At 35.4% G+C, this 26,288-nt stretch carries 30 protein-coding genes, 1 pseudogene and 2 riboswitches; of the genes and pseudogenes, 18 read left to right on the top strand and 13 right to left on the bottom strand.

Features of this window, described 5'->3' with window-relative positions; all coding sequences use genetic code 11:
* The first annotated feature begins 250 nt into the window (after positions 1-250).
* The 3 genes from ptsG to ptsP all read left to right on the top strand — a co-directional run bounded on the left by ptsG (position 251) and on the right by ptsP (position 4,425).
* Positions 251-2,314, top strand: a complete 2,064-nt coding sequence (ptsG, locus tag EKQ63_RS21525) for a PTS glucose transporter subunit IIABC (protein WP_087954398.1) — start codon at positions 251-253, stop codon at positions 2,312-2,314.
* 135 nt (positions 2,315-2,449) lie between these two features.
* Entirely contained in the window at positions 2,450-2,713 is a 264-nt protein-coding gene (gene ptsH, locus EKQ63_RS21520; RefSeq protein ID WP_000411079.1) for a phosphocarrier protein HPr, read from the top strand.
* Positions 2,713-4,425 carry a phosphoenolpyruvate--protein phosphotransferase gene (ptsP, locus tag EKQ63_RS21515; protein WP_000174221.1) on the top strand — a complete coding sequence of 571 codons (1,713 nt, stop codon included), beginning with the start codon at positions 2,713-2,715 and terminating at the stop codon, positions 4,423-4,425. Before ptsH ends, ptsP begins: the two co-directional genes overlap by 1 nt.
* Before the next feature lie 97 nt (positions 4,426-4,522).
* On the opposite strand, the gene EKQ63_RS21510 is transcribed toward ptsP, so the two are convergent.
* The 3 genes from EKQ63_RS21510 to EKQ63_RS21500 form a co-directional block, all read right to left on the bottom strand.
* The gene (locus tag EKQ63_RS21510) at positions 4,523-4,888 is read right to left on the bottom strand and encodes a DUF3915 domain-containing protein (protein WP_000468015.1); all 366 of its coding nucleotides are present in this window, start codon (positions 4,886-4,888) and stop codon (positions 4,523-4,525) included.
* A 196-nt stretch (positions 4,889-5,084) separates the two neighbouring features.
* Positions 5,085-5,303, bottom strand: a complete 219-nt coding sequence (locus tag EKQ63_RS21505) for a hypothetical protein (RefSeq protein WP_000100487.1) — start codon at positions 5,301-5,303, stop codon at positions 5,085-5,087.
* Positions 5,304-5,697: 394 nt separating this feature from the next.
* On the bottom strand, positions 5,698-6,315 hold the full coding sequence (locus EKQ63_RS21500; protein ID WP_087954399.1) for a nitroreductase family protein: 618 nt from the start codon (positions 6,313-6,315) through the stop codon (positions 5,698-5,700).
* A gap of 330 nt (positions 6,316-6,645) precedes the next feature.
* Here EKQ63_RS21500 and EKQ63_RS21495 point away from each other — a divergent pair, with 330 nt between their 5' ends.
* The 4 genes from EKQ63_RS21495 to EKQ63_RS21480 all read left to right on the top strand — a co-directional run bounded on the left by EKQ63_RS21495 (position 6,646) and on the right by EKQ63_RS21480 (position 10,389).
* Positions 6,646-7,938 carry a GGDEF domain-containing protein gene (locus tag EKQ63_RS21495; RefSeq protein ID WP_140168694.1) on the top strand — a complete coding sequence of 431 codons (1,293 nt, stop codon included), beginning with the start codon at positions 6,646-6,648 and terminating at the stop codon, positions 7,936-7,938.
* Between the two features lie 90 nt (positions 7,939-8,028).
* The gene (locus EKQ63_RS21490) at positions 8,029-9,168 is read left to right on the top strand and encodes a serine hydrolase domain-containing protein (protein ID WP_140168686.1); all 1,140 of its coding nucleotides are present in this window, start codon (positions 8,029-8,031) and stop codon (positions 9,166-9,168) included.
* A 4-nt stretch (positions 9,169-9,172) separates the two neighbouring features.
* The gene (locus EKQ63_RS21485) at positions 9,173-10,051 is read left to right on the top strand and encodes an NAD(P)-dependent oxidoreductase (protein ID WP_087954401.1); all 879 of its coding nucleotides are present in this window, start codon (positions 9,173-9,175) and stop codon (positions 10,049-10,051) included.
* Between the two features lie 5 nt (positions 10,052-10,056).
* Complete coding sequence (locus EKQ63_RS21480) at positions 10,057-10,389, top strand: DUF3909 family protein (RefSeq protein WP_048550633.1); 333 nt, start codon at positions 10,057-10,059, stop codon at positions 10,387-10,389.
* 42 nt (positions 10,390-10,431) lie between these two features.
* Here the strand turns inward: EKQ63_RS21480 and EKQ63_RS21475 are convergent, their stop codons facing one another.
* The 6 genes from EKQ63_RS21475 to EKQ63_RS21450 all read right to left on the bottom strand — a co-directional run bounded on the left by EKQ63_RS21475 (position 10,432) and on the right by EKQ63_RS21450 (position 15,452).
* Entirely contained in the window at positions 10,432-10,707 is a 276-nt protein-coding gene (locus EKQ63_RS21475) for a hypothetical protein (RefSeq protein WP_087954402.1), read from the bottom strand.
* 306 nt (positions 10,708-11,013) lie between these two features.
* Positions 11,014-11,526 carry a cupin domain-containing protein gene (locus tag EKQ63_RS21470; protein ID WP_087954403.1) on the bottom strand — a complete coding sequence of 171 codons (513 nt, stop codon included), beginning with the start codon at positions 11,524-11,526 and terminating at the stop codon, positions 11,014-11,016.
* Positions 11,504-12,142: a methylthioribulose 1-phosphate dehydratase gene (locus EKQ63_RS21465; protein WP_087954404.1), complete on the bottom strand. Its 639-nt coding sequence runs from the start codon at positions 12,140-12,142 to the stop codon at positions 11,504-11,506. Before EKQ63_RS21465 ends, EKQ63_RS21470 begins: the two co-directional genes overlap by 23 nt.
* Positions 12,139-12,798 (bottom strand): 2-hydroxy-3-keto-5-methylthiopentenyl-1-phosphate phosphatase, encoded by a 660-nt coding sequence (locus tag EKQ63_RS21460; protein WP_087954405.1) that lies wholly within the window; start codon positions 12,796-12,798, stop codon positions 12,139-12,141. Before EKQ63_RS21460 ends, EKQ63_RS21465 begins: the two co-directional genes overlap by 4 nt.
* Complete coding sequence (gene mtnW, locus EKQ63_RS21455) at positions 12,795-14,039, bottom strand: 2,3-diketo-5-methylthiopentyl-1-phosphate enolase (protein WP_143881483.1); 1,245 nt, start codon at positions 14,037-14,039, stop codon at positions 12,795-12,797. The genes EKQ63_RS21460 and mtnW overlap by 4 nt, the downstream gene beginning before the upstream one ends.
* A 64-nt stretch (positions 14,040-14,103) precedes the next feature.
* Positions 14,104-14,209: riboswitch (SAM riboswitch) on the bottom strand.
* A gap of 64 nt (positions 14,210-14,273) precedes the next feature.
* Positions 14,274-15,452 carry a pyridoxal phosphate-dependent aminotransferase gene (locus EKQ63_RS21450; protein WP_087954407.1) on the bottom strand — a complete coding sequence of 393 codons (1,179 nt, stop codon included), beginning with the start codon at positions 15,450-15,452 and terminating at the stop codon, positions 14,274-14,276.
* A 99-nt stretch (positions 15,453-15,551) separates the two neighbouring features.
* Here EKQ63_RS21450 and EKQ63_RS21445 point away from each other — a divergent pair, with 99 nt between their 5' ends.
* The 4 genes from EKQ63_RS21445 (at position 15,552) to EKQ63_RS21430 (ending at position 19,107) form a co-directional block, all read left to right on the top strand.
* Positions 15,552-16,331, top strand: a complete 780-nt coding sequence (locus tag EKQ63_RS21445) for a carbon-nitrogen family hydrolase (protein WP_087954408.1) — start codon at positions 15,552-15,554, stop codon at positions 16,329-16,331.
* Between the two features lie 72 nt (positions 16,332-16,403).
* A riboswitch (SAM riboswitch) is annotated at positions 16,404-16,545 on the top strand.
* A 91-nt stretch (positions 16,546-16,636) separates the two neighbouring features.
* A complete protein-coding gene (mtnK, locus tag EKQ63_RS21440; protein WP_087954409.1) occupies positions 16,637-17,818 on the top strand; it encodes an S-methyl-5-thioribose kinase in 1,182 nt (393 codons plus the stop codon).
* A complete protein-coding gene (gene mtnA, locus EKQ63_RS21435; RefSeq protein ID WP_087954410.1) occupies positions 17,815-18,870 on the top strand; it encodes an S-methyl-5-thioribose-1-phosphate isomerase in 1,056 nt (351 codons plus the stop codon). Before mtnK ends, mtnA begins: the two co-directional genes overlap by 4 nt.
* 75 nt (positions 18,871-18,945) lie before the next feature.
* On the top strand, positions 18,946-19,107 hold the full coding sequence (locus EKQ63_RS21430; protein WP_087954411.1) for a YvrJ family protein: 162 nt from the start codon (positions 18,946-18,948) through the stop codon (positions 19,105-19,107).
* Positions 19,108-19,136: 29 nt separating this feature from the next.
* Here EKQ63_RS21430 and EKQ63_RS21425 read toward each other — a convergent pair whose 3' ends face one another.
* Positions 19,137-19,913: a 3-hydroxybutyrate dehydrogenase gene (locus EKQ63_RS21425; protein WP_087954412.1), complete on the bottom strand. Its 777-nt coding sequence runs from the start codon at positions 19,911-19,913 to the stop codon at positions 19,137-19,139.
* A 195-nt stretch (positions 19,914-20,108) separates the two neighbouring features.
* Between EKQ63_RS21425 and EKQ63_RS21420 the strand changes: the two genes are divergently transcribed.
* From EKQ63_RS21420 to EKQ63_RS30610, 4 genes and pseudogenes are all read left to right on the top strand, one after another.
* On the top strand, positions 20,109-20,441 hold the full coding sequence (locus EKQ63_RS21420; RefSeq protein ID WP_143881482.1) for a PadR family transcriptional regulator: 333 nt from the start codon (positions 20,109-20,111) through the stop codon (positions 20,439-20,441).
* A complete protein-coding gene (locus EKQ63_RS21415; RefSeq protein ID WP_087954414.1) occupies positions 20,441-21,205 on the top strand; it encodes a DUF1129 domain-containing protein in 765 nt (254 codons plus the stop codon). Before EKQ63_RS21420 ends, EKQ63_RS21415 begins: the two co-directional genes overlap by 1 nt.
* A 16-nt stretch (positions 21,206-21,221) precedes the next feature.
* The gene (locus EKQ63_RS21410) at positions 21,222-21,983 is read left to right on the top strand and encodes a DUF1129 domain-containing protein (protein ID WP_087954415.1); all 762 of its coding nucleotides are present in this window, start codon (positions 21,222-21,224) and stop codon (positions 21,981-21,983) included.
* Between the two features lie 89 nt (positions 21,984-22,072).
* Positions 22,073-22,249: pseudogene (locus EKQ63_RS30610) on the top strand (DNA-binding protein); the annotation flags it as partial.
* A 15-nt stretch (positions 22,250-22,264) separates the two neighbouring features.
* On the opposite strand, the gene EKQ63_RS21400 reads toward EKQ63_RS30610, so the two are convergent.
* A complete protein-coding gene (locus tag EKQ63_RS21400; RefSeq protein WP_087954416.1) occupies positions 22,265-22,882 on the bottom strand; it encodes an ImmA/IrrE family metallo-endopeptidase in 618 nt (205 codons plus the stop codon).
* Positions 22,883-23,055: 173 nt separating this feature from the next.
* Between EKQ63_RS21400 and EKQ63_RS21395 the strand changes: the two genes are divergently transcribed.
* The 3 genes from EKQ63_RS21395 (at position 23,056) to EKQ63_RS21385 (ending at position 25,222) form a co-directional block, all read left to right on the top strand.
* Entirely contained in the window at positions 23,056-23,349 is a 294-nt protein-coding gene (locus EKQ63_RS21395; RefSeq protein WP_087954417.1) for a DUF3928 family protein, read from the top strand.
* A gap of 108 nt (positions 23,350-23,457) precedes the next feature.
* Positions 23,458-23,907: an NUDIX hydrolase gene (locus EKQ63_RS21390; protein ID WP_000540524.1), complete on the top strand. Its 450-nt coding sequence runs from the start codon at positions 23,458-23,460 to the stop codon at positions 23,905-23,907.
* 139 nt (positions 23,908-24,046) lie between these two features.
* Positions 24,047-25,222 carry an acetyl-CoA C-acetyltransferase gene (locus tag EKQ63_RS21385; RefSeq protein WP_087954419.1) on the top strand — a complete coding sequence of 392 codons (1,176 nt, stop codon included), beginning with the start codon at positions 24,047-24,049 and terminating at the stop codon, positions 25,220-25,222.
* A 30-nt stretch (positions 25,223-25,252) separates the two neighbouring features.
* Here EKQ63_RS21385 and EKQ63_RS21380 read toward each other — a convergent pair whose 3' ends face one another.
* Both EKQ63_RS21380 and EKQ63_RS21375 read right to left on the bottom strand, forming a co-directional pair.
* A complete protein-coding gene (locus EKQ63_RS21380; RefSeq protein ID WP_087954420.1) occupies positions 25,253-26,005 on the bottom strand; it encodes an AAA family ATPase in 753 nt (250 codons plus the stop codon).
* Positions 26,006-26,015: 10 nt separating this feature from the next.
* Positions 26,016-26,285, bottom strand: coding sequence for a hypothetical protein (locus tag EKQ63_RS21375; RefSeq protein ID WP_088326813.1), 270 nt, complete (start codon positions 26,283-26,285; stop codon positions 26,016-26,018).
* Positions 26,286-26,288: the final 3 nt, after the last annotated feature.

Below are 26,288 nucleotides of genomic sequence, written 5' to 3'. Positions count from 1 at the left end.
ATACAAATTTCGACAAACACATTAAGGTATAAAACGAAAACGTTTGCCTTAATTATAGTGAACTTATACGTAAACCTATTTTTGACACGTGTTACTGATTCGATCAGGCATGAGTGGAGAAAAGTAAGGAATGTAAGCTAGAGAAAGGGATATACTACCCTTTGTATAGCTATCGTTCTATCTTTTTTTCCTCATGCCTTTTTGGCGTTTGTCGGAAGGTATCAATATAGATAAGAGAGGAAGGGTTTCCATGTTTAAGAAGATCTTTGGTGTTCTTCAAAAAGTCGGAAAAGCGCTTATGCTTCCAGTAGCGATTTTACCGGCAGCAGGTATTTTACTTGGATTTGGTAATGCATTTCAAAATCCACAGTTAACAAATGTTATTCCTGCTTTAAAAGCAGATTGGTTCGTAATGGTAGCAAAAATTATGGAACAATCTGGTGATATTATTTTCGCTAACCTTGCATTACTATTCGCAGTTGGGGTAGCAATAGGTTTAGCTGGTGGAGACGGAGTAGCTGGTTTAGCAGCATTCGTCGGCTACTTAATTATGAACAAAACGATGAGTGTGTTCTTAGAAGTAGATAAGCTAGTGAAAGTAACAAGTTCTGGAGCAGACCCAGTAAAAATTGGATTTGCAGATCCAGCGTATGCAAACGTATTAGGAATTCCAACGCTACAAACTGGAGTGTTTGGTGGTATTATCGTCGGGATAGTAGCGGCATATTGTTACAATAAATACTTCAACATTGAATTACCATCATACTTAGGTTTCTTTGCAGGTAAGCGTTTCGTACCGATCGCAACTGCAACATTCTCTTTAATAGTAGGTATTATCATGTGCTTCGTTTGGCCATACATTCAAGGTGGCTTAAATACGTTCTCACATCAAATGATTGATGCAAATAGAACGCTAGCAGCATTTATTTTCGGTTTAATTGAACGCTCATTAATTCCATTTGGATTACATCACATTTTCTATTCACCGTTCTGGTTCGAATTCGGTCAGTATACAAATGCGGCTGGCGAATTAATTCGTGGTGACCAAAAAATCTTTATGGCACAGTTAAAAGACGGTGTAGAATTAACAGCAGGTACATTTACAACTGGTAAGTATCCGTTCATGATGTTCGGTCTTCCAGCAGCAGCTTTAGCAATGTACCATGAAGCACGTCCAGAAAACAAAAAATTAGCAGCTGGTATTTTAGGTTCTGCTGCATTAACATCTTTCTTAACAGGTATTACAGAGCCACTTGAATTTTCATTCTTATTCGTAGCACCAGTATTATTCGGAATTCACGCAGTATTCGCTGGTCTATCATTTATGACAATGCAAATTTTAGGTGTTAAAATTGGTATGACATTCTCTGGTGGTTTAATTGACTTCCTATTATTCGGTGTACTACCAGGCCGTACGGCATGGTGGTGGGTAATTATTGTTGGTCTTGTACTAGCAGTTATTTACTACTTCGGATTCCGATTTGCAATCCGTAAATGGGATTTAAAAACACCTGGTCGTGAAGTTACAAATGCGAATGAAGGTGCAGGAAAAGCAGAAGCTGGTGAACTTCCTCGTGAAGTATTAGTAGCACTTGGTGGTAAAGAAAACATTGCTTCTTTAGACGCTTGTATTACTCGTTTACGTGTTCAAGTTAACGAACAAAAGAATGTAAACAAAGATCGCTTAAAAGAGCTTGGAGCAGCTGGTGTACTTGAAGTTGGAAATAACATTCAAGCTATTTTCGGACCGAAATCTGATACACTAAAATCACAAATTCATGATATTATGTCAGGTCGTACACCTCATGTTGAAAAAGAAGAGCCTGTAAAAGTAGAAGAAGCTCCTCAAAAAGTTGATGAAAATGAAACAATCGTTTCACCAATTGAAGGGAAAATTCTACCAATTACAGAAGTGCCTGATCAAGTATTCTCAGGAAAAATGATGGGAGACGGATTTGCGATTGAGCCAACAGAAGGAACAGTAGTTTCTCCAGTTAACGGTGAAATTGTCAACGTATTCCCTACAAAGCATGCAATTGGTATTCAATCTGAAGGTGGAAAAGAAATTTTAATCCACTTCGGTATTGATACTGTAAAATTAAATGGTGAAGGTTTTGAAGCACTTGTAGCACAAGGTGACAAAGTGAAACAAGGACAACCATTATTAAAAGTAGATCTTGCATTTGTAAAAGAAAATGCACCATCTATCATTACACCAATTGTATTTACGAATTTACAACAAGGGCAACAAGTCGAATTGAAAAAAGATGGAAATGTTAAGAAGGGCGAAAACGCTATTATTGACATTCAGTAGGAATTTGACGCAAAATGTTTATAATTATAATAGGCGATGTGGTTGACCGGACATCGCCTATTATATACAATAGATGATGTAGTACTCACGTCTATACAACTAAAAAATACTGTAATTTAAAGGAGATAAATTATCATGGAAAAAATCTTTAAAGTAACTAGCGACTCAGGAATTCATGCTCGTCCAGCAACTCTACTTGTAAACACTGCAAGCAAATTTGGTTCTGACATTAACTTAGAGTATAACGGAAAGAACGTTAACTTAAAATCAATCATGGGCGTTATGTCTTTAGGTATTCAACAAGGCGCGGAAATTAAAATCACTGCAAATGGTGATGATGCAGCTCAAGCACTAGCAGCTATCGAAGAAACTATGAAAAACGAAGGATTAGGAGAATAATGACTCTTAACATTCAAGGGATCGCTGCATCAAGTGGGATTGCTATTGCAAAGGCTTTCAGACTTGAAAATCCTGAATTTAACATCGAAAAGAAATCAATTACAAACGAAGCTGCAGAAATTGCACGCTTAGAAGCTGCGCTTGAGAAAGCAAAAACTGAATTAGAAGCTATTAAGGACCACGCTTTTGCTGAGCTAGGTGCTGACAAAGCTGCGATCTTTGAAGCACATTTATTAGTGTTAAATGATCCAGAACTAGTAAACCCAGTAAAAGATAAAGTAAATAGTGAAAAAGTAAATGCTGAATTTGCAATGGATGAAGTTGCATCAATGTTTATTTCTATGTTTGAAAACATGGATAACGAATATATGAAAGAACGTGCTGCGGACATTCGTGACGTAACAAAACGTGTTCTTGCACATTTACTAGGCATTAACTTCTCAAATCCTGGTACAATTTCTGAAGAAGTAATCATTATTGCTGAAGATTTAACACCATCTGATACAGCTCAGTTAAACCGTAAGTATGCAAAAGGTTTTACAACTGATATCGGTGGACGTACATCTCACTCTGCAATTATGGCTCGTTCTATGGAAATTCCAGCTGTTGTTGGTACGAAAGTTGTTATGGAGAAAATCCAAAACGGCGATATCGTAATCATCGATGGTTTAGATGGAGAAGTAATTGTTAATCCATCAGAAGAAACTCTTCGCTCGTTTGAAGAAAAGAAAGCGAAATTTGAAGAGCAAAAAGCTGAATGGGCAAAATTAAAAGACCAAGCTACTGTAACAAGTGATGGACATCACGTTGAGCTTGTTGCAAATATCGGAACACCAAATGATGTACAAGGTATTATCGATAATGGCGGAGAAGGCGTTGGTTTATACCGTACAGAATTCTTATACATGGGCCGTGACAATCTTCCAACAGAAGAAGAGCAGTTCGAAGCGTATAAAGCAGTTCTTGAAGGTGTAAAAGAAGGTCAACCTGTTGTTGTTCGTACACTTGACATCGGTGGAGATAAAGAGCTTCCATACTTACATTTACCAAAAGAAATGAACCCATTCTTAGGATACCGTGCAATTCGCTTATGTCTTGATGAGCAAGATGTGTTCCGTACACAACTTCGTGCATTACTTCGTGCTAGCGTATACGGTAACTTAAAAATTATGTTCCCAATGATTGCAACTCTTGATGAGTTCCGTCAAGCGAAAGCAATCTTATTAGAAGAAAAAGCGAAACTTGTAGAAGCGGGTACAACTGTTTCTGATTCTATTGAAGTTGGTATGATGGTTGAAATTCCAGCTTCAGCCGTATTAGCAGATCAATTCGCAAAAGAAGTTGATTTCTTCTCTATCGGAACAAACGACTTAATTCAATACACAATGGCTGCAGACCGTATGAACGAACAAGTATCTTACTTATACCAACCATATAACCCATCTATTTTACGTCTTGTAAAAATGGTTATCGATGCTGCTCATAAAGAAGGCAAATGGGCTGGTATGTGTGGTGAGATGGCGGGCGATTCACTTGCTATCCCATTATTATTAGGATTAGGTTTAGATGAGTTCAGTATGAGTGCAACATCTATTCTTCCTGCAAGAACACAACTAAGCAAGTTGTCAAAAGCAGAAATGGAAACATTAGCAGAAAAAGCATTAATGATGTCAACTGCTGAAGAAGTTGTTGAACTAGTTAAAAGCATATAATCAATAAAAAAACCTGAGTCGATTTGAAATCGGTCTCAGGTTTTTTCTATGAGAAAAGTAAATCTTATTTTTTTACTATAGAGGATAAGGAACAGAATTAGATAGCGATAGCAACGATATCAGTTGGGCATACACGTAAAATACCAGTAAAAGTATTACGGTTTTGATTGTTCTTATCGTCTTTATTGTTATCTTTGTTGTCTTTGTTATTACGAGCTAAAGCAGAGAAAAGAGCAACACCGTTAGCGAAACCTTCAAAAATTACATTGTTGAAAGTGCCATTACCTCTAATGCTTAAAAGAGAAAGCTCTGTTCCAACTGAAATGTTAGCAAGTACGTTACATACAGCTGGTTGTTGTGGTCTAACTACTTCTCTCTCTTTCTCTTTCTCATGATGTCTGCACTCTCTTTCATGATGATGACAGTCTCTAAAGTTATCACAGCATCCAAATGATCCAAACATAATCCTCATCACCCCCTTCACACTTATAATCTATGTAAGTTCGGTAGTGAGTGACTGGACAGAGAGTGGAATTTTTTCTAGGGGAATTTCTCATTTTAAAAGACTAGCTGGGTGTTTATTACGGAATGATGTTTAAAATAGGATAGATATCACAAAAAAGTGCAAAGACCACCGAAATGAATGAAATAGGTAGCCTTTACACTTTTTTGCTTTTATATAAAACGATGATATATACAGGAAGAGCTAACAGTAGCGGTACAATGGATCGTGCAGTATGTTTTTCTGATTCTAATTGGAATGCTTCTTCTTTTGGAAATTGTAAAACTGAAATATTTGCAGCATCGCCAATAAAATATAGAAGCAGTACAGTTACTATGTAACATAAAAGTGCAATAAAGCTTCCGTATGAACTCAATGAAAATCCCTCTCTTGTTATCTATTTGTTATCATTGTATCATAATTGTAACAAAAACACACGGTTATATTTCGATACTTTAACAAAATTCGACACGAAACGTCATTTATGTGTATACGAATAGCATGAAATTTACTGTTTTTTATGTCCGGATGTCGAATCATACGTTCTAGTATTACGGATGTGTGACAGAATAAAAAAGAAACGAAGGTAATGAAATTACCTTCGTTTCTTTTTTATTCGTATGAAAGGGAAATAAGACCCTCATATTGATTAAAGCTTCATTTTATTCCGCTATTTGCGGGCAGTAAGACCCCCACCTCAAAATTCAGCGGAAGCAAAGAAGTTAGGTGGGGGATGCACAAAACCCCCCACTGATTCAAGTTTCACTTTATTATTTTGCCCATTCACTCACTTGTTCTACGCTCATTCGTGGTGCAGGGTGACCTTTTAAAGTTGATTCACCAATTGTAATAAGCATAATTGGTACGTAGCGAGATGAAACATTGAATTCTTCTGCAAGTGCTTGTGGGTTAAAACCACCAATCGCACAAGTATCCCAGCCAGTTGCTTTAGCTGCAAGCATAAGTTGCATTGCTGCTAAAGATGCATTTGAAAAGGCTGCATCTCTTGGGAATTGCTCACGGGCATATGCAGACTCAATATTTTTAGCTAAGCGCTCTTTTGCTTCTTCTTTCATAAATCCTTGTTCTACAATTGGACCATAAACTTGTTCAACATTTTTATAAGCTTCTAAATCACCTAAAATAGCGACTACAGCAGAAGCATCAAGAATTTGTTGTTGGTTATAAGCAATTGGATGTAATCGTTTCTGTACATCTTCACCTTGGAATACGAGGAATTTCCAGTGCTGTAAGTTCCAAGCAGAAGGTGCTTGAGCAGCTCCCTTTAAAATCTCGTGTAACTCTGTAGATGAAATTTCTTTCTCTGGGTTGAATGCACGTGTAGATGTGCGTTCATATAGAACATTAAAAAAGTTTTCGTTTGTCATTATATATCCTCCAAATTACATATCAAATTATGAAAAAAACAAATGTAATATATTCTACTTACATTTTGTAAGTTGTCGAATTTAAGAATATAATATCTTTATTTTAATTGTCAAGTTTTAAAGCGGAAGCTAGGGCATTCATACAAACGATACAATTCCTATAATCATACACTAAAAAAGGAATTTATAGAGTGAAAAACGAAGAGAACATTCTCAATTAGCTTGTTAACATGTATCCCTCACTCATTAAAATTTTTAGAGAACGGTTTTTATAAAATGTTTGTGAGGAATTCAGTAGAACAAGATATATGAAGTGAGTGAAGACTAGTGATGAACATACTACATTTTTTATTAGAGAATACGGTTTTCCAAAATGTATTACAAGATCTTCAGTTAAATGTCCTTTATATAGAAAATGGATGCACACATCAACAAACGATAGAAAATATCCATCCAAAATGTATGTTTATAGCAAATAGTTTTGAAGAAGGAGAAGTATTATTTCAGAGGACTAAACCACATATTATAATTATGTATGTAACAGATTTTTCTCAAATAAAATATATAAAGAATATGTATAACACGCAGAGTACATTTATTGTCATTTGGGATCAACAAATAACAAGTGAGTTTGCAGAGGTGCTTACGTTAGGAATACGTAATATTGTGATAGCCCCTGTGACTCCGCAAATGGTGTTAGAGGAAGTGAATAAAAGTTTATATCAGCTTTCTTTAGTGCGGCAAGTAAGTTTGCAACAAGAACTACTTCAAACGATGTTTGATTTTCGAAATGATCTATTGTTTATAGTAGAAGACGATGAGATTGTTGATTGTAATACAAATTTTTTAGAGTTTTTCGGATATGAAAATTTGTTTGCTTATCGTGAGCAACATTTAGTATTTGCTGAACATCTTATTAGAGAAAATGGATACTATTCAACAACTCATGATATAACATGGTTAGATGATACATTATCATATGATAGAAGAATTAAGATGTCCAACTATGAAGGGGAAGTGTCAACTTTTTTATTGCGTGCGACACCATTGCCAGAAGATTTATCAAGATTTATTGTGAAGTGTACAGAGATTACCGAATTAGATGAAATCTATCAAGAACAAGAAAGACTTGCTATGATAGATTCGTTAACAGAGATTTATAATCGTTTGAAATTCCAAAAAATACTCGAGGCAGAATGGGATAATGCGATGCGTAATAATGAAAACATAGCACTTATTTTGTTTGATATAGATAATTTTAAAGCAGTAAATGACACATATGGCCATGATTTTGGTGACTTAGCATTAATTGAGCTTGCAGAGCTCATGAAATCTAAAGTGGAGCAGCAACATGTATTTGCTAGGTGGGGAGGAGAAGAATTTATTATTTTAGTAACGAATACAGTAGAAAAAGAAGCATTTCAAGTTGCGGAGTCATTACGATTTTTCATTGAAACAAAGCAATTCTCAGGAATTTCGAAATTAACAGCGAGCTTTGGAGTTGCATTATATGAAAAAGGGATTACAAGAGAAGAATTAATGCAACGAGCGGATATTGCATTATATGAAGCGAAAAAAAATGGGAAAAATCAAGTGTGTGTATATAGAAAAGAAAAAAAGTGATTTTTCGCAACAAATTGTTGCGATTTTTTTTTATTACTTGATAATAGAGTGTAGGAGGGATTTTGAACGAAGGAATTATGGAGGAACAATATGATGAAAAAAATAATGATGATAGTTTCAATATGTGCTGTAGTTTGTGGAGGAGTATACTATTTTCTCTATAATCCTAATATAAAGGAAAGTAAAGAATTAATAACTAAGGTGAATCCTGCTGTTGAATCAGAAGTGCAAGAGAATATAGAAGAAGAAAAAAAAGAAAAGCAAATTGATTATGCTAGCATATCTCAAAAATTAGATCAATATTTAGTCGGAAAGCAATTCAATGGAACAGTTTTGGTAACAGATAAAGAGCATGTTATATTGAATAAAGGATATGGGTATGCTGATGTTCAAAATAAAATAGAAAATACGCCTCACACAAAATATCGTATTGGTTCTATTACGAAAACAGTTGTGGCTACATCTATTTTACAACTGCAGGATCAAGGGAAGCTAAATATTCAAGATAATGTGAATAAATATATTCCTTCATTTCCGGAGAATAAAAATATTACGTTATATCATTTATTAACGCATACCTCTGGTTTACCTGAACACGCAAAAGGCAATGTTAATGCTGCTTCCCGTTTACCGTTAATTAATTGGATTGGACGTCAAAATTTAGAATTTCCTGCAGGAACAGGTTGGAGATATACAGATTATAATTATATGGTGCTTGCCTATATAATAGAACATATATCGAAAAAACCTTTAGGAGATTACATAAAAGAAAATATATTTGTAAAAGCAGATATGCATGAATCTGGTATGGGAAATATGGTACCTGGAGATAAAAATTTTACAAAGGGTTATGTGAAAAAAAATCAAGAGCTTGTACCGGCGCAGAAGTTAGGCATGGATTGGCTATATGGTTGTGGTGAGATGTATACGACAGTTGGAGATATGAAGAAATTAGACGAAGCAATTATAAATGGAAAACTTCTTTCTGAACAAAGTATACAAGCGATGTTTTCACCTTCAAAAGAACGAAAATATGCATTTAGTTTTTACATATATCCGGATTATTTTCATAATCATGGTGTACTATCTGGTTGGAACACTTTCAATAATTTTAATAAAGAAAAAGGCACTTTTGTTATTTTATTTTCAAATGTGAAAAATAGTATGGATGATGACTTTAATAAAGATTTCCGAAAGATGGTAAGTGATTTATTAGAACAAAGGGGATGAGAAAATGAAACATAAAAATGTATCAATTGGTTTCATTGGTATTGGTGTAATGGGAAAAAGTATGGTGCGTCATTTCATGCAAGACGGTCATACAGTATATGTATATAATAGAACAAAATCGAAAACAGACTCTTTAGTGCAAGATGGTGCAAATTGGTGTGATACACCGAAAGAGTTAGTAAAGCAAGTTGATGTTGTAATGACTATGGTTGGGTATCCACATGATGTAGAAGAAGTGTACTTTGGGATAGATGGAATTTTAGAGAATGCAAATGAAGGCACGATAGCAATTGATTTCACGACATCTACACCAACATTGGCAAAACGTATTAATGAAACTGGTAAAAGTAAGAATATATATACGTTAGATGCGCCTGTATCTGGTGGAGATGTTGGTGCGAAAGAAGCAAGACTCGCGATTATGGTTGGTGGAGAAAAAGAAATATATGATAGATGTTTACCGTTATTTGAAAAGTTAGGAACAAATATTCAGTTGCAAGGAGCAGCTGGGAGTGGACAACATACAAAAATGTGCAATCAAATTGCGATCGCTTCCAACATGATTGGTGTATGTGAAGCTGTTGCTTACGCGAATAAAGCTGGACTGGATCCAGATAAAGTGTTAGAGAGCATTTCAACGGGTGCTGCAGGTAGCTGGTCATTAAGTAATTTGGCTCCTCGAATGCTAAAGGGAGATTTTGAACCAGGGTTTTATGTAAAGCATTTTATGAAAGATATGAAGATTGCGTTAGATGAGGCTGAAAAATTACAATTACCAGTACCAGGTTTAAGTTTGGCGAAGGAATTGTATGAAGAGCTAATAAAAGATGGGGAAGAGAATAGCGGAACACAAGTGTTATACAAAAAATACGTAAGGGGGTAAATGAGATGGATCTTCAAAAATTTGATGAGATAATTGATACTGTACAAAGAGCAACATGTATACAAATTAATGAAAAACAAAAAGAAGCTTTTAAACAAAAATATGATTTTGAACCGAATTTCGAATATGGAAGAGATGAGAAAGGGCATTACGTTATTCGAACTTCAAAAAAGATGCTAGAAGAAATGGAATTTTATTTGGCATTGAAATATGATCGAGATGGAGTTGACCTTTACATGGAAGCGGAGATTGACGGTATATATCATGTATCTGTTAGCTATAGTGAAGACGCTTTGCATCTACAAGAATTGTTTCAATTTCTAGAAGAAAATAAATAAAAGTCCTCATTTGAGGACTTTTATTTATTTTTAATTTTGTAATTATAAGCTAGAAGCCCGGCGGCATCGTTCGATTGGGAATGGAATAACTTGCGCGATGTGATTAGGACCGAATTGTTTTGCACGAGCATGGCGTACTATATAAAATGCACAGAGAATTGAAACAGGAATAGCACCGAACAAACCAAAAAGTAAAGCGCTTACACAAGATGCAACAAAACCTAAAACACCAACTTCTAACTCTTCCATAATGGCTCCTAAAATAACAGGAAGTGCTCCACACATAACTCCTAGTATAAGTGCGATAAGTAAACTCATGATTCTCCCCCTCTGTTTGCGATTTTCTTTTCCTTCTTAGTTAATTGTAGTATATCATATATAAAACAGAATTTTCAGAAAAAGTTCGAAAAAAGTTCAATAAATGTTCAAAAAGTATTAATAAATACACTTGAAAAATTGAAGGGAGAGATTGTACTGAACGGAAGGAATAATACGATTAGAACGATAAAAAATCAGGCTTATTTCATTTTTTGAAATAAGCCTGCTCCATAGGAGGATGTATATATGTAGAGTGAATAAAAGGTTGGAAAAGGGGGTCCAAGGCCTTTTATTCAACTAACTACCTTAATAGATTGGAACCCAGCCTTCAGTTGTAACAAAAATACGAATAGCTACAACTTGACGATCATCTTGCAAGGTAAAATAATGTCTTGCATTTTCAGGAACAGATATGAGATCGCCTGGCTCAAGTTCAACGTCAAAAAATGTCCCATCTTTTCCTTCAATGGCGAAGATGCCATGACCACTAACAATAAAGCGAACTTCATCATCAGTATGATGGTGTTCTTTTTGGAAATTAATTAATAGTTCGTCAAGGTTAGGTGTGCTATTTGAAAGTGAAATTACATCGTGTGCTTTATAACCTCGGCGTGATGAAACATCAGCAATTTCTTTTGAAAACACAGCTAATATTTCAGCCTTGTTTTCATCTGTTAAAGAATAACTTTCATTTAAATGAGTAGGAAGCTTAGAGATGTTCCATTTCTCATATAAAACGCCTTCCTCTTGTAGAAATTTACATACTTCCACTTCATTTTCAATACGAGTATTTACTTCATGAATACGAATTTGCGCCATTAGAAACGCCTCCTTGAATTGATAATAGTTTTATATGAAATTGGAATAAAAACTCATAAGCTTCTAATCTTTTCTTAGCATCAAAGCTATCTCGACCCCATACGGTAATACCATGGTTACGGATCAATACTGCTCCCGAATCTCCTTGTATATGCTTTCGGAAGTTTTCTCCAAGCGTTGGGATATGGGCATGGTTTTCGATAATAGGAATGTTTATTGTTGCACCTTCTTCCCAAATATCGAGAGCTTTAATAATTTCTTGATTTTGAAGTGTGACTGCATCACTATATAAATTTGTGATAACATTGTTATCGGTTGTATGAACATGAAGGACGCACCCAGCATTCGTATGGTTATAAATATGTGTATGCAAGATTGTTTCTGCTGAAGGACGTAATTCAGTTTCTAATACGGGAATCCCTAGATGATCTACTAATAGAAAATCATCTGGAGTCGTTTTTGTTTTATCTTTACCACTTGCTGTAATGAGAAAAGTCAGTGGTTCATGACTAACCTTTATAGAAATATTACCACTCGTTGCTGGAAACCAATTGCGTGTTGTTAATTCTTTTTTTATCTCGCTTAAGTCATACCATTGACGAAAAAGTTGTTTCATAATTTCACCTCCAACAAATGTTTTAATTCAGCTTGCACATCTTGAAATGTTTCAAACGGTGTATAAGCAATATGATTTTCTTCACACATTGTAATAAGAAAATCGCGAGCGAACACTTTATCAGCTTGTTTCGCGGCTTGTAAATCAGTAATAGAATCTCCAATTACAATATGAAAGTCATTTGTATCACTTAATTTACGGATTAATGATGATTTACATAATCCGCAATGATTTTGACAATGATCATCACAAGAATGAGGCCATTTAACTGTAATAAACTCTGCTGAAAAGTCTGTTTCATTACAATAAATTTGCTCTTTTGGAATGATTCCTTGTAAGAGTGGATAGACGAAGAAATCCATTCCACCTGATATTACGTAAAAAGAAATGGTATTTTCCTTTACGAATTGTATAAACTCATGAAAACCACTACGGATTTCAGCAGTCTCTATTAAAAATTGAATAATCTCATCGTGCAGATTAGTAGGTATGAATTGAAATAATTGAGAAACACCTTCTTGAATAGATAGCTCTTGTGATAAAATTCTATTCTTTACTTCTTCAGCTTCTGGTGGTGCAAATTTTTCCATAATGGACATAATGTTATCATTATTTGTAATCGTGCCATCGAAATCACAAAATACTTGAATACTCATAATTTCACCTCATGAGAGGGATTTCCCCATATTTGTAGTGCGCTATGCAAATTTATGTCATCTACTTCATGGAGTGGTTTATTTTGCAAAGTAGCATCAATTGCAGCACGGAAAGCTTTACCGCCGCCCTGCGCCCCATTTGGATGTCCATGTATTCCGCCACCAGCATTAATAACAACATCTTTACCGAAATCTCGTACAATAAAGGGAACGAAACCAGGGTGAATACCAGCAGACGGAACAGAAAAGCTCTTTTTGAAAAATGCATCGTCTTCAGTTAAATATTTTGAGATAGCAAGAGCTTCCTCTTTTTCTAGCGCAACACTTCCGTATGGAGATGGGAATAATGAAAAGTCAGCCCCAGCATAACGGAGTAGTTTCCCGAGTAATAATGGAGATGAAACTCCATATAACTTGGATGCGGAATAAGCACCACTTACAGCAGGGTGTGCCATAATAGGAACCGGGATTTCATCATCTTCTGCAAGTGATTGTAGTACATCTAGTCCGTAAGAGAATACGTTAAATAATAGAATATCAGCTCCAGCTTGCACTGCACGTTTCGCATTTTCTTTTAAATCAAAAGTTCGTCCTGTTAAATTTACGGCATATAACGTTTTATGCCCGTATGTTTCATATACGGATTGTAAAACTTCTTTTCCAGATACGATGCGTTTCGTAAGTGGTGTTAATGCATTTTCGAATAATATTTCATCATCTTTTACGATATCTACACTACCAATTGCTTGATCGCGTAATTGCGTTTTTAAATACCCAATATTTCGTCCAATCATTCCTTTAAAAATACTCATTAAAAGGGGACGATCATGTACTTGTAAAAGATTTCGAATACCATCTATCCCAAATTTTGGACCAGGAAACTGTTTTTTTAATTCGTCTGAAAAAGTTAAGTCAATTAATTTTACTTCGCCATCAAGTGAGAGCTTTCCAAATGTAGTCGTTAAAATTGCTGGTAAATCCGGACTGAAATTTAATAACGGATATTCGATTTTAATAGTTCCGCGTTTTACTTTTTTACGTAAATACGAATTGGTATGTTCATGTTCAGCTAATTCCTCAACATGAATGACGCTGCCTTTATGCTGCTTTAATTGTTCTTGCAATAAGTGTGGCAAATGAGTCCAAGAGCCAATTGTTAAACCGAGTGCAATTTGCTCAGCTTTTTTTTCTAAGTTATGTGAATCATCATGGATTAAATACGTCGCTATAATTCCGCTCATTGTTATAACCTCCTAGTTAAATAAAAAAACCTCTCAGCTAAGGAGAGGTTTTTTTACAACCAGCTCCTTATCTGTCAGCGTAATGCTGCGAGAATTAGCACCGTGTCTACAATTGTAGATCGGTTGCCGGGTTTCGTCGGGCTCGTCCCTCCACCTGCTCTTGATAAGAAGTATTTAGAAAAGTTTAAATTTTTAAGATAACTGAATTTTGTCAGATATTTTTCATGTTGTCAATTACTTTTTGAAAAAATTTAATTTATCAATTCGATTAATGGCTTCTCGTAATCTATCTTCTGTATGCAAGAGACCAACACGGACGTATCCTTCGCCATGCTCACCAAATCCAACACCAGGAGCAACTGCAACGTGTGCTTTTTCTAGTAAAATATCAGAAAATTGCTCAGATGTATATCCTTTTGGAACAGGAAGCCATGCAAAGAATGATCCGGTTGGAATGTCTACATTCCAACCAATCGAGTGACAAGCAGAAATAAGAGCGTTTCTTCGAGATTCATAACTATTTACGAGGTTTCCTACGCAAGACTGTGAACTTAATAATGCTTCGCGGGCAGCATCTTGAACTGCACCAAAAATACTAACATACATATGATCTTGTAATAAGTTAATTGTTTCAATCACACTTTCATTCCCTACTGCAAAGGCAATACGCCATCCAGCCATATTGAAAGTTTTTGATAATGTATAAATTTCAATTCCCGTATCTTTGGCGCCGTCTGCTTGTAAGAAACTAACAGGCTTTTGACCGTCGAACCCTATAGCACCGTAAGCGAAATCATGAACAACTAATATATTGTGTTTATTAGCAAAATGAATCGTTGCATCAAAAAAATCTTTTGATGCAGTAGCACCTGTAGGATTATTTGGATAGTTTAAAAACATTAATTTTGCACGCTCGGCAATAGAGTCATCAATTTTCGTATAATCTGGTAAAAAGTTATTTTCTGCAATAAGTGGCATTGTTTCAAACTGAGCTTTTGCTAAAGCAACTCCTGATAAATAATCTGGATAACCTGGATCTGGAACGAGAATCGTATCACCAGGGTTTGTAAAACAAACTGGTAATTCTACTAACCCAGCCTTTCCGCCGAATAAAATAGCAACTTCCGTTTTTGGATTTAATTTTACGCCGTATTCGCGTTGATAGAATGTTGCTACAGCTTCTTTTAAACTTTCATGTCCGCGAAATGGCGGATATTTATGATGAATCGCTTTTGCAGCAGCATCTTGTAAAGCTTTTACGATATGCTGTGGTGTTGGTTGATCTGGATTACCCTGTCCTAGATTAATAACATCGTGCCCTGCTGCAACGACTTTGTTAACTTTTGCAACAAGTGAAGCGAAAAATTGTGTAGGCAATGATGTTACGATCTCAGAAGGTTGAAATAATTTCATGCTTTCCACCTCTTTTGAAAGTTGTTACAATTCTAGTGACAAATGATATAATCTTTCCAGTATTTTGTAAAGAAAAAAATTAAGGATGGGGCTGACAAAATGAAAGTCGCATGTATTCAAATGGATATTGTTTTTGGAGATGTAGAAAAAAATATTGAGAATGCTAAACATAAAATAAACGAAGCGATGAAAGAAAGACCAGATGTTATCGTCTTACCAGAACTATGGACAACAGGTTATGATTTAACGAGACTCTCTGAAATTGCAGATAGGGATGGATTGGAAACGAAAGAAAAGTTGATAGAATGGTCGAAACAATATGGTGTACATATTGTTGGTGGTTCTATAGCAAAGCAAACGGAGCAAGGTGTTACAAATACAATGTATGTTGTAACGAATAAAGGAGAACTAGTCAATGAATATAGTAAAGTGCATTTATTTCAGCTTATGGATGAACATAAATATTTAATCGCTGGAAATAGTACTGGTGAATTTAAGTTAGATGATGTAGAGTGCGCCGGCACCATTTGCTATGATATTCGTTTTCCAGAGTGGATGCGCGTTCATACTGCTAAAGGTGCAAAAGTTTTATTTGTTGTAGCTGAATGGCCATTCGTTCGTTTAGCGCATTGGCGTTTATTATTACAAGCAAGAGCAGTTGAAAATCAGTGTTATGTTGTAGCATGTAATAGGGCAGGGAAGGATCCAAATAATGAGTTTGCCGGCCATTCTTTAATTGTCGATCCTTGGGGCGAAGTTGTTGTAGAAGCGAATGAAGAAGAATCAATTCTATTTGGAGAGCTTACATTCGAGAAAATTAAAGAAGTACGCAAAGGAATTCCAGTTTTTGCAGATCGACGTCCAGAATTATACAAATAAAATGTTGACAAGTGATTTTTATTCTTGGTATAGTCTTCAACATAAAGTTAAAAATTCTAAAAAATTATACAACTCTTATCAAGAGCAGGTGGAGGGATTTGGCCCGATGAAGCCCAGCAACCGACCGTAATACCATTGTGAAATGGGGCGTTTATGACGCCAAAAGGCACGGTGCTAATTCCAGCAGAAAGTAAAACTTTCTGGCAGATAAGAGGGGAGAAGATAAACTTCAAACCTCTTTCTTAGTGGAAAGAGGTTTTTCTACGTCAGAAAAACCTCTGAATATAAAAAAGGGGGAGAAGACGATGGGATATTATGCATTAACTGAAACAACAGCTATACAATATGCGAAAGAACACGGTTATTTTGAAAAGAAAGAAAATGTAGTTTGTCATGAAATTGGAGATGGAAATTTAAATTACGTGTTCAAATTAGATGATGGAGAGAAGTCTATTATAATAAAACAGGCACTACCGTATGCGAAAGTAGTTGGTGAAAGCTGGCCGTTATCTATAAAAAGAGCGACAATTGAAAGTAAGGCACTGAAAATTTTTGCGAAGTATGTACCGGATTATGTTCCAGTAGTGTACAGTCATGATGAAGAGTTAGCGATAACGGTAATAGAAGACTTATCAAGACTAACAATTACAAGAAAAGGATTAATAGACGGAGAAGAATATCCACTTTTATCCCAGCATATCGGTCGTTTTCTAGCAAATGTTTTATTTTACACTTCAGATTTTGGTTTACAGTCAGAAGAGAAAAGGGTACTAGAAGGTACATTTGTAAATCCAGACCTCTGCAAAATTACAGAAGATTTAGTGTTTACAGATCCGTTTGGACATTACGATACGAATGATTATGAGCCGGAGTTACAATTGGCTGTTGATGAACTTTGGAGTGATAAAACTTTAAAACTAAAAGTAGGGCAATATAAATATAAGTTCTTAACAAGAAAAGAAACTCTTATTCATGGTGATTTACATACAGGTAGTATTTTTTCATCACCTTCTGAAACGAAAGTGATTGATCCAGAATTTGCGACATATGGCCCATTTGGGTTTGACATCGGTCAATTTATTGCAAATTTATTATTAAATGCTTTATCTAGAGAAGAAGAACAGAGAAGTGTAGTATTTTTCCATATAGAGAAGACATGGAGTTATTTTGTAGAAACTTTTACGAAGTTATGGATTGGAGAAGGTGTAGAAGCATATACGAAAGAAAAACAATGGTTACCAATTATTTTGCAAAATATCTTTACTGATGCTGTTGGATTTGCTGGATGTGAGCTTATCCGTAGAACAATTGGCCTAGCGCATGTAGCTGATTTAGATGAAATAACAAATAAAGAAACAAGAATTCAAGCTAAGAAACAAGCGTTATCCTTAGGTAAAGAACTAATAAAATATGAATCTAAAAACGCTGATATTCAACTGTTCCGATCATTATTCCAACAGACAGTTTCTGGAGGGGTAAAAGCATGAGTACAATTGTTACAATTCCGAGGTCTGTCAGTTGGAAAGGGAATGCTATTGCAGTATTAAATCAAACAAAGTTACCGCATAGCACAGAATACAAAACATTAACGACGATTGAAGAGGTATGGAAAAGTATTGTCATGCTAGAAGTACGAGGAGCACCGGCAATTGGGATTGTAGCTGCATTTGGCTTGGCGCTTGCATCAAAAAAATATGATACTGTACATATTGAAGAATTTCAAAAGAAGTTTAATAGAGATTGTAATTATTTAGGAACATCACGCCCGACAGCAGTCAATTTATTTTGGGCAATCGATCGTATGAGAGAATCCATTCGAGAAATTACTACAATAAAAGAAGCGCAAAAAATATTAGAAGAAGAAGCGCTTCTTATTCAGCAAGAGGATGAAGCAGTATGCAGGAGTATTGGAGAACATGCATTAACATGTTTTCAAGATGGTGATAACGTTTTAACAATTTGTAACGCTGGCAGTATCGCAACTGCTAGATATGGTACTGCATTAGCACCGTTTTATATTGGGAAAGAAAAAGGTGTACATTTACATGCATATGCATGTGAAACGAGACCAGTTTTACAAGGCGGGCGCTTAACGACCTGGGAATTAAAACAGGCAAATATTGATGTAACACTTATTACAGATAATACGGCAGCTCATGCTATTCAAACGAAAGAAATCAACGCAATTATTGTAGGAGCGGACCGAATTGTCGCAAATGGAGATACAGCAAATAAAATCGGAACAATGAATTTAGCTATATTAGCAAAGTACTTCGGTATCCCGTTCTACGTTGCAGCTCCGTTATCTACATTTGATATTACGAAACAAACAGGGGCTGAAATTGTTATTGAAGAAAGAGACGAAACAGAAGTTACGAAAATTTTTGGGAAACAAGTGGCACCAATTGGAACTGATGTTTTTAACCCTGCATTTGACGTAACGTCGAATGAATTAATTACAGGTATTATTACAGAGAAAGGTATTATACGTGGAGATTATAAGCGAGAAATTGCATCACTGTTTGAAAAAACAAGCTAATACAATAATAGCTTGTTTTTTTATGCCTAAATGTTTTCTTTTCTCTTATTTATATAATGAAAGGAGGCGAAAAAGATGGAAGAGTGGATCAAGATGATAGGCAATGTAGGGTTTCCAATTGTTGTAACATTATATTTGCTCCATCGGATTGAAAGTAAATTAGATGGGGTCATTGTTGCAATAGAAAAGTTGCCGCGGCAATTACTACAGTATAATGATCCTCGAGATAAAAAATAAAGTTTGCTCTTCGTGAGCAAACTTTATTTTTATTGAGCAGTATAACCGCCATCGATAACAACGGCTTGTCCAGTTATTCCTTTAGTTTTTTCGCTCGCCAAAAACATCACATAATCAGCAATTTCTTGTACTTGTAATAAGCGCTTTTGTGGTACGAGTGGATAAATGACATCCTCTAAAACATTTTTAAGTGGTACATTTCGTGTAGTAGCTAAGTCTTGTAGTTGGTTACGTACGAGAGGTGTATCGACATAACCAGGACAAAGGGCATTTACAGTAATTCCGTGAGTAGCCCCTTCTAAAGCGGCAACTTTTGTTAATCCAATTACGCCATGTTTCGCGCTATTATAGGCAGATTTTCCGGCGAATCCAACAAGTCCGTTAATCGAAGCAACATTAATAATACGACCATATTTTTGTTTTTTCATAATCGGAAAGGCATGCTTAATTGCGATAAAAGGAGCGATTTGCATAATTTTAATAAGTAGTTCAAACTTTTCGGTTGGAAAATCTTCAATTGGTGAAACGTGCTGCATTCCTGCGTTATTAATTAATATGTCTAATGAACCGAAATGATTAACAGTTTGGGAAATGGATGCTTCTATTTCTTCTTCAGATGTAACATCACATTTTAAACCGATAACCTGATAGCCTTCTTTTTGTAGTTGGCTGGCAGCTTCTTTTGCACGTTCTTCAAGACGATCGGTAATAACAACTTTTGCACCTTCTTTTGCAAAAGCGTTTCCCATTTCATAACCAATACCACTTGCAGCACCTGTTAAAAAAACAACTCGATTTGTAACCATGATGAAAAACATCCCTTCGTAATAAAGTTCTCATATTGCTCTATTTAGATAGTGGATAATAAAAATCCTGCAAAGATTTGGGAAAATATTGTTAGCTATCTTGTTTTGCAAAATAGTCTCTGCTATACTATTTTGTAAAGCAAGATACTAATGCTTATCTATCTTGTAAAACAAGATAGTGGGAGGATTTGAATTATGTCGACAAGTCAAATGCTAAAAGGAATTTTAGAAGGATGCTTACTTGCTATTATTTCTGAAGGTGAAATATACGGTTATGAAATGAGTGAGAAGCTAGCAAAGTATGGCTTTACAATGGCGAGTGAAGGAAGTATTTATCCGTTATTAATAAGAATGCAAAAGGAAGGATTTATAACAAGTGTAATGAAGGAATCCTCATCTGGTCCAAAACGGAAGTATTACACGTTAACAGAAAATGGCGAAGATGCACTGAATGAATTTATGGATCGCTGGGAAGCGATGCAAAGTAGTGTGGAACGTCTACTTGAAGGGAAGGGGAGAAGAAAATAATGCTATCAAATGAAGCACGAAAATTTTTATTAGATATGAGATTGTTTTTGACTGCAAAGAGTGTGAAAGAAACCGATATGGAAAGCTTTATTGAAGACGCAGAACTTCATTTAATAGAAGGTGAGATTGATGGGAAAAGCGTAGAAGAAATTTTCGGAAGCTCACCGAAAGAATATGCAAATGAACTTGTAAAAGTGATGGAAAGAGATAGACAAGAAACGTGGAAGCAAATTGGTTTTACAGTAATGAATATCGTATCGTTTTGGATTATTGCTTCTATCCTAATAGTGAATAACGGATTATTACAGATGTCACTTATTCAGTGCGTGGGGTATAGTTTGTCATTGATTTTAGTTGTTATAGGTCCTAATTTTTTACTGCGCAAAATGACCTTTGTAACAAGTTTTACAAAAACGTGGTTTTCTATGTGGTTTTTAGTTATGATCGCGCCAATGTTTTTAATGGGGGTTGTTACGGTATTAGATGTGATATATCCTACAAAAATATTTACATTCACCGAGTTGCAAAGTTATATATTAGCTGGTGGTGTTTTCATCATTACAGTAGCGATCAATATATATTTTGATGGATGGTTTAAAAACTTATATTTAATTATTCCACTTTCGATTATGTTACTGTTTAAAACATTTACATCAGAAGACCTTGTTCCAATGTTATTTCAAATTATATGTTTATACGGAAGTTTGTTTATTTTAATTTTCCTTGAAATTATGATGAAGACGAATAGAAGAGAGACGGTTTAATAAGGGAGGGATTATCATGAAGATTTCGAAAGAAGGAGAAAAGTTTTTAATTGATACGAAAGTGTATTTAATAACGAAAGGAATGAAAGAAGAAGATGTGGATGCTTTTTTAGAAGATGCAGAGATTCATTTAATTGAAGGTGAGAAAGAAGGAAAAACGGTAAGTGATATATTTGGTGATTCGCCAAAAGAGTATGCGGAAGAATTAGCGAAGGAGATGGAAAAGGATAAAGGCGGGAGTATAAAGACTATTTTAGGAATGATAATTGGAATAGGGGGATATTGGTTACTTACAAATATTTTATTTGAAAGCCCAAATCATGAATTCACATTAACGAATGTACAATTAATTGGATACCCAATTGTATTAATGATTACGATTGTAGGAATTATATTTGCTTTTAAAATGTCATCATTTAAGAGCAAAGTAAAAGAATTTAGCATTATTTATGTAGCAGCATTGCTACCAATTTTATTACTAGTATTATTAATGTTTATGAATAAATGGTATGGGACGCCTGTATTACAATTAACGACTATACAAAGTTATATACTAGCTGGAGTTATCTTGTTAGTACTGTTAATTGGGGAAGCGTACATACTTGGCTGGATTGGGATATTAGCTGTTATTTTCCCGCTATTTATTATGTTTGTATTTAAAGAATTAGGGAAGCAAAACCCGTATTTGGGAATGTTAGAGCCTTTACTTCTGTACGGAAGTTTATATGGATTAATGAGATGGTCTTTAAAAATTGAAGAGAGAAAAAGTGTAAACTAGTTGAATGCTAATTTTTATTAAGAGGAGAACAAATATGCAAAGTATATTTTAAGGTATATTGTCTATTGTATTTTTAGGTTTAGCAATTTTCAGGTTATGTTTTATCCTTCGGTTTAATAGGTAAAGGGCTGCTCTGGATATGCCAAAAATTATTTCCAAAGAAATATCATATAGAGATTTTTAGAGTAATTGTATTTATGTTTAGTTGTATATTTGCATCCGTTGCAGCCGGAATTTGGTTTGTTGATTGGAATATATTATTTTAAACAGTAACAAAATTGTTACTGTTTTTTTCTTTGCAATAAAGAGCTTTGTAAAGAGAGTGCTTTTTGTTCGTTCGTTAATAGAGAATGAATAGGAACATTTTCAGGGCGCGGGACTATCGGGTACATAAGATTTGTTGGGGAAGGATGATGCTCCGAGCCAATTGGAGAATGAGGATCTGCGTGAGTAAGTTTTCCGTGAACACGTCTTGTAAATAAAATATGACCGATTTCGTGAGCGAGCGTATATATATTTTTCATAGGAGCAGCCGAGTTTGTTAAAACGATATACCCTGTAAGTTGTTGCTGTTTTGCTAAAGAGTAAGCGCAGGCAATTACTGCTGTTTCTTTGAAATAATCACTGCCAATATAACAAATGTAAAGGTCGCAAGCAGGAGCTTCATTTACACAAGTTTGGAAAAAGGATGCTAATTTTTCCTGACTTTGAATAGAATTTTTATAACTAATTTCACGGTCAGAAAAACGGAAAATTTCATTTAAAATAATTACTTCTTGAATTTGAAATGTAATCGGGTGCCAAATTGACTCTGCAACCGCTAAATCCTTTGCGATACGGTCATCAGAAATATCGGCGCCTGGAGTAATGCAAATACATATATTGACGTATGGATCCATAAGGAACACCTCAACTGAAAAAGTTCTTCCTATAATATATGTGGGGAAAAGATGTCATGTATGGATAAACGCCTTCTTTATTGAATATATAGATGACAAGTCGAAAAAATTTCATAGTTCTATAACGTAGTGTGATCATCTTTTTGATATAGTAAAGAAAAGGGGGAGAATATATGTATACATTAAAAATCGTTTCAGACAGAGAAGCTCTTTATCAATTTGCAAGTTATGTAAGAGTTGTTCAAGGGGTGGAAGATGTATATGTAGAGGTGGGAGAACCTTTATATGAACATCCATTAATGAAATTTTATGTACATATTAAGCTTGAGGGAACATATGAGCAACAGAAAGCGTTACAAGAAATAGCAAGATTAGTAGAACTAGGGCGTTTTACATATGTCCATTATCGTAATGATGAAATTGAAGAAGCTTTTGAAGCTGTAAAATATGAAAGTTTTAAGAAATAAAGGTGAAAAAAGGAGGCGAAAGCTTCCTTTTTTTCTTTAAAATTATATCAACAAAAGGAGAAAAATTTTGTTATGATAAGGAAGGGTGAGGAAAGGAGAGTTTACATATTGGGGTATATTGAAGAGTTACGCAAAGTCGTTGGTACAAGGCCGCTTATTCTAGTAGGATCAGCAATTATTATCTTAAATGATAATCAAGAAGTATTGCTTCAATATCGTTCAGATACATATGATTGGGGTGTACCTGGCGGGGCGATGGAGCTAGGAGAAACGACAGAAGAAACTGCTCGCAGAGAACTGTTTGAAGAGACGGGACTAAATGCGAAAATTATGCAATTTATCGGGGTTCTTTCGGGAAAAGAAGTGTACTTCCAATATCCAAATGGAGATGAAATTTTTAATGTCATACATCTGTATCAGGGGCATCATGTGAGTGGAGAATTAAGGCTTGACCATGAAGGATTACAGCTTCAATATTTTCCGGTAGATAAGTTACCGAATTTGAATAAAACAACAGAGAAGATTTTACAAAAATTCCTATACGCATTAACAGAATAGAGGGTTAATTCCTTCTATTTTTATTATATTAAATATTTTGATTTTTTAGTATGTTTATAGTATGATAAGTGTAGACATACATCTTATGGAATTTCACCTAAAAACTGACTAGGGTACATAAGAGAGGGGCAAGTGCAAAATGCATAATGTTGTTATTACAGCTGCAGTTCGTTCGCCAATTGGAACTTTTGGGGGAGCGCTAAAAAATGTAACGCCAGTAGAATTAGCTGTTCCTGTACTTCAGGAAGCTGTAAAACGGGGCGGGGTAGAACCACACGAAGTTGATGAAGTGATTTTAGGCCATTGTATTCAAAGAACTGATGAAGCAAATACGGCGAGAACAGCTGCATTAGCGGCAGGATTTCCTGACACAGTTACGGGCTATACAATCCAACGCCAATGTTCTTCAGGTATGCAAGCAATTATGTCGGCTGCAATGCAAATTCAATTAGGTGTAAGTGAAGTTGTCGTTGCAGGTGGAGTAGAAGCAATGAGTTCAAGCCCTTATGCATTGAAACAACACCGCTGGGGACAACGCCTACAACACGGAGAAATTCGTGATACGGTGTGGGAAGTGTTAGAAGATCCGATTCATCATATTATGATGGGGGAAACAGCGGAAAATTTAGTTGAACAATATGAAATTACAAGAGAGGAACAAGATGAAGTTGCGCTTCGCAGTCATACATTGGCACTGAAGGCAATCCAGTCTGGATACTTTGACGATCAAATTGTTCCTATTACGATAAAAGAACGTAGAAAAGAAGTAGTATTTTCGAAGGATGAACATCCACGTGCTGATATTACAGCAGAAAAATTAGCTGGATTAAAACCAGCTTTCCGTAAAGGCGGATCAGTAACTGCAGGGAATGCATCTGGCCTGAATGACGGAAGTGCGGTTCTAGTATTAATGAGCGAAGAAAAAGCGAAAGAAAAAGGCTTACAACCGTTAGCTAGAATTGTTGGGTATTCAGTAGCTGGAGTGGATCCGAAAATTATGGGTATTGGACCAGCACCAGCAATTCGTAAAGGATTAGAAAAAGTAGATTGGTCATTAGAAGATGCAGATTTACTGGAAATTAATGAAGCTTTCGCTGCGCAATACTTAGCTGTAGAGAAAGAATTAGGTTTAGATCGTGAAAAAGTGAATGTAAACGGTAGTGGTGTAGGACTTGGACATCCAATTGGTTGCACAGGAGCTCGTATTACTGTAAGTTTAATTCATGAATTGAAAAGACGTGGGTTAGAAAAAGGAATTGCCTCTCTATGCGTCGGCGGCGGTATTGGGGTAGCATTATTTATAGAAGCACTATAAAAAAGAAGCAGCAATCGCTGCTTCTTTTTTTTAAGAATCAAATAAATGATGAAATAATCGATCGCGATTTTCAAAGAAAAGTTTCGTCGTTTGGTAATGCTCAGTTTCTTCTAATGTGGATTCGTGAATCCCTTCTTGTGTTAAAGAGTATATAGTGGATTCAGGATAAGCCATTAAAATAGGAGAATGCGTCGCGATAACAAATTGTGAACCTTGTTCCGCTAGTTCGTGCATTCGAATGAGCATAGAAAGTTGTCTCATTGGTGATAGGGCGGCCTCGGGCTCATCTAAAATGTATAAACCTTGTCCTGAAAAACGATTCATAAATAAGGAGAAGAATGACTCACCATGTGATTGTTCGTGTAGTGAGGTACCACCATATGAGTCAATAATTGGATTTCCACGTGCGTATGAATCGGCATCCATTTCATCAATATAAGAAGCAACGTTATAAAACGATTCAGCGCGAAGAAAGAAACCGTCGTTTGGTGTATTGAAACTTTTGGAAATTCGAAGGTATTCATGTAAAGATGAATGTGAATTGTTTGTGCTAAAGTGGAAGTTTTTCGTTCCACCTTCTGCATTAAATCCTAAAGCAATTGCAATCGCTTCGAGTAATGTTGATTTACCCGTCCCGTTTTCTCCAATAATGAATGTTACATTTGGGTGGAAAGCTAGTGATTGTAATGTTCGGATAGCGGGTAGACAGTAAGGATATACGGAAAAACTAGGGATATTTTCTTTTTTTAATGTGACATTTTTTAAAAAGGGTACGTCAATCAATATAGAAACCTCAATTCATAACAGATTTTGATTCTAAAAAGGCAGCAAATACAAGTTTAAGACAGCTTGTAGCGAAAATTGTATACTGAAGTGCGCCAAAACCGAGACCTTCCCAACCGAAAGTTATCCTCTTCCATATAAAAATGAAAAGAACGCTCATAAAGCCAACGAAAGTGGGCGTGTATTTTATAATTTTTAAATGATTCCATAGAAAAAATCCAATGTATGTACTTAAAAACAAGGTAAACAGAACAAGAAAAAAGACAAGTGTTAATGACACGTG

Origin of the sequence: Bacillus sp. BD59S (assembly GCF_007363175.1) — a bacterium.
Classification (GTDB): Bacteria; Bacillota; Bacilli; order Bacillales; family Bacillaceae_G; genus Bacillus_A; species Bacillus_A pacificus.
This window is presented reverse-complemented; position numbering and strand designations above follow the sequence as displayed.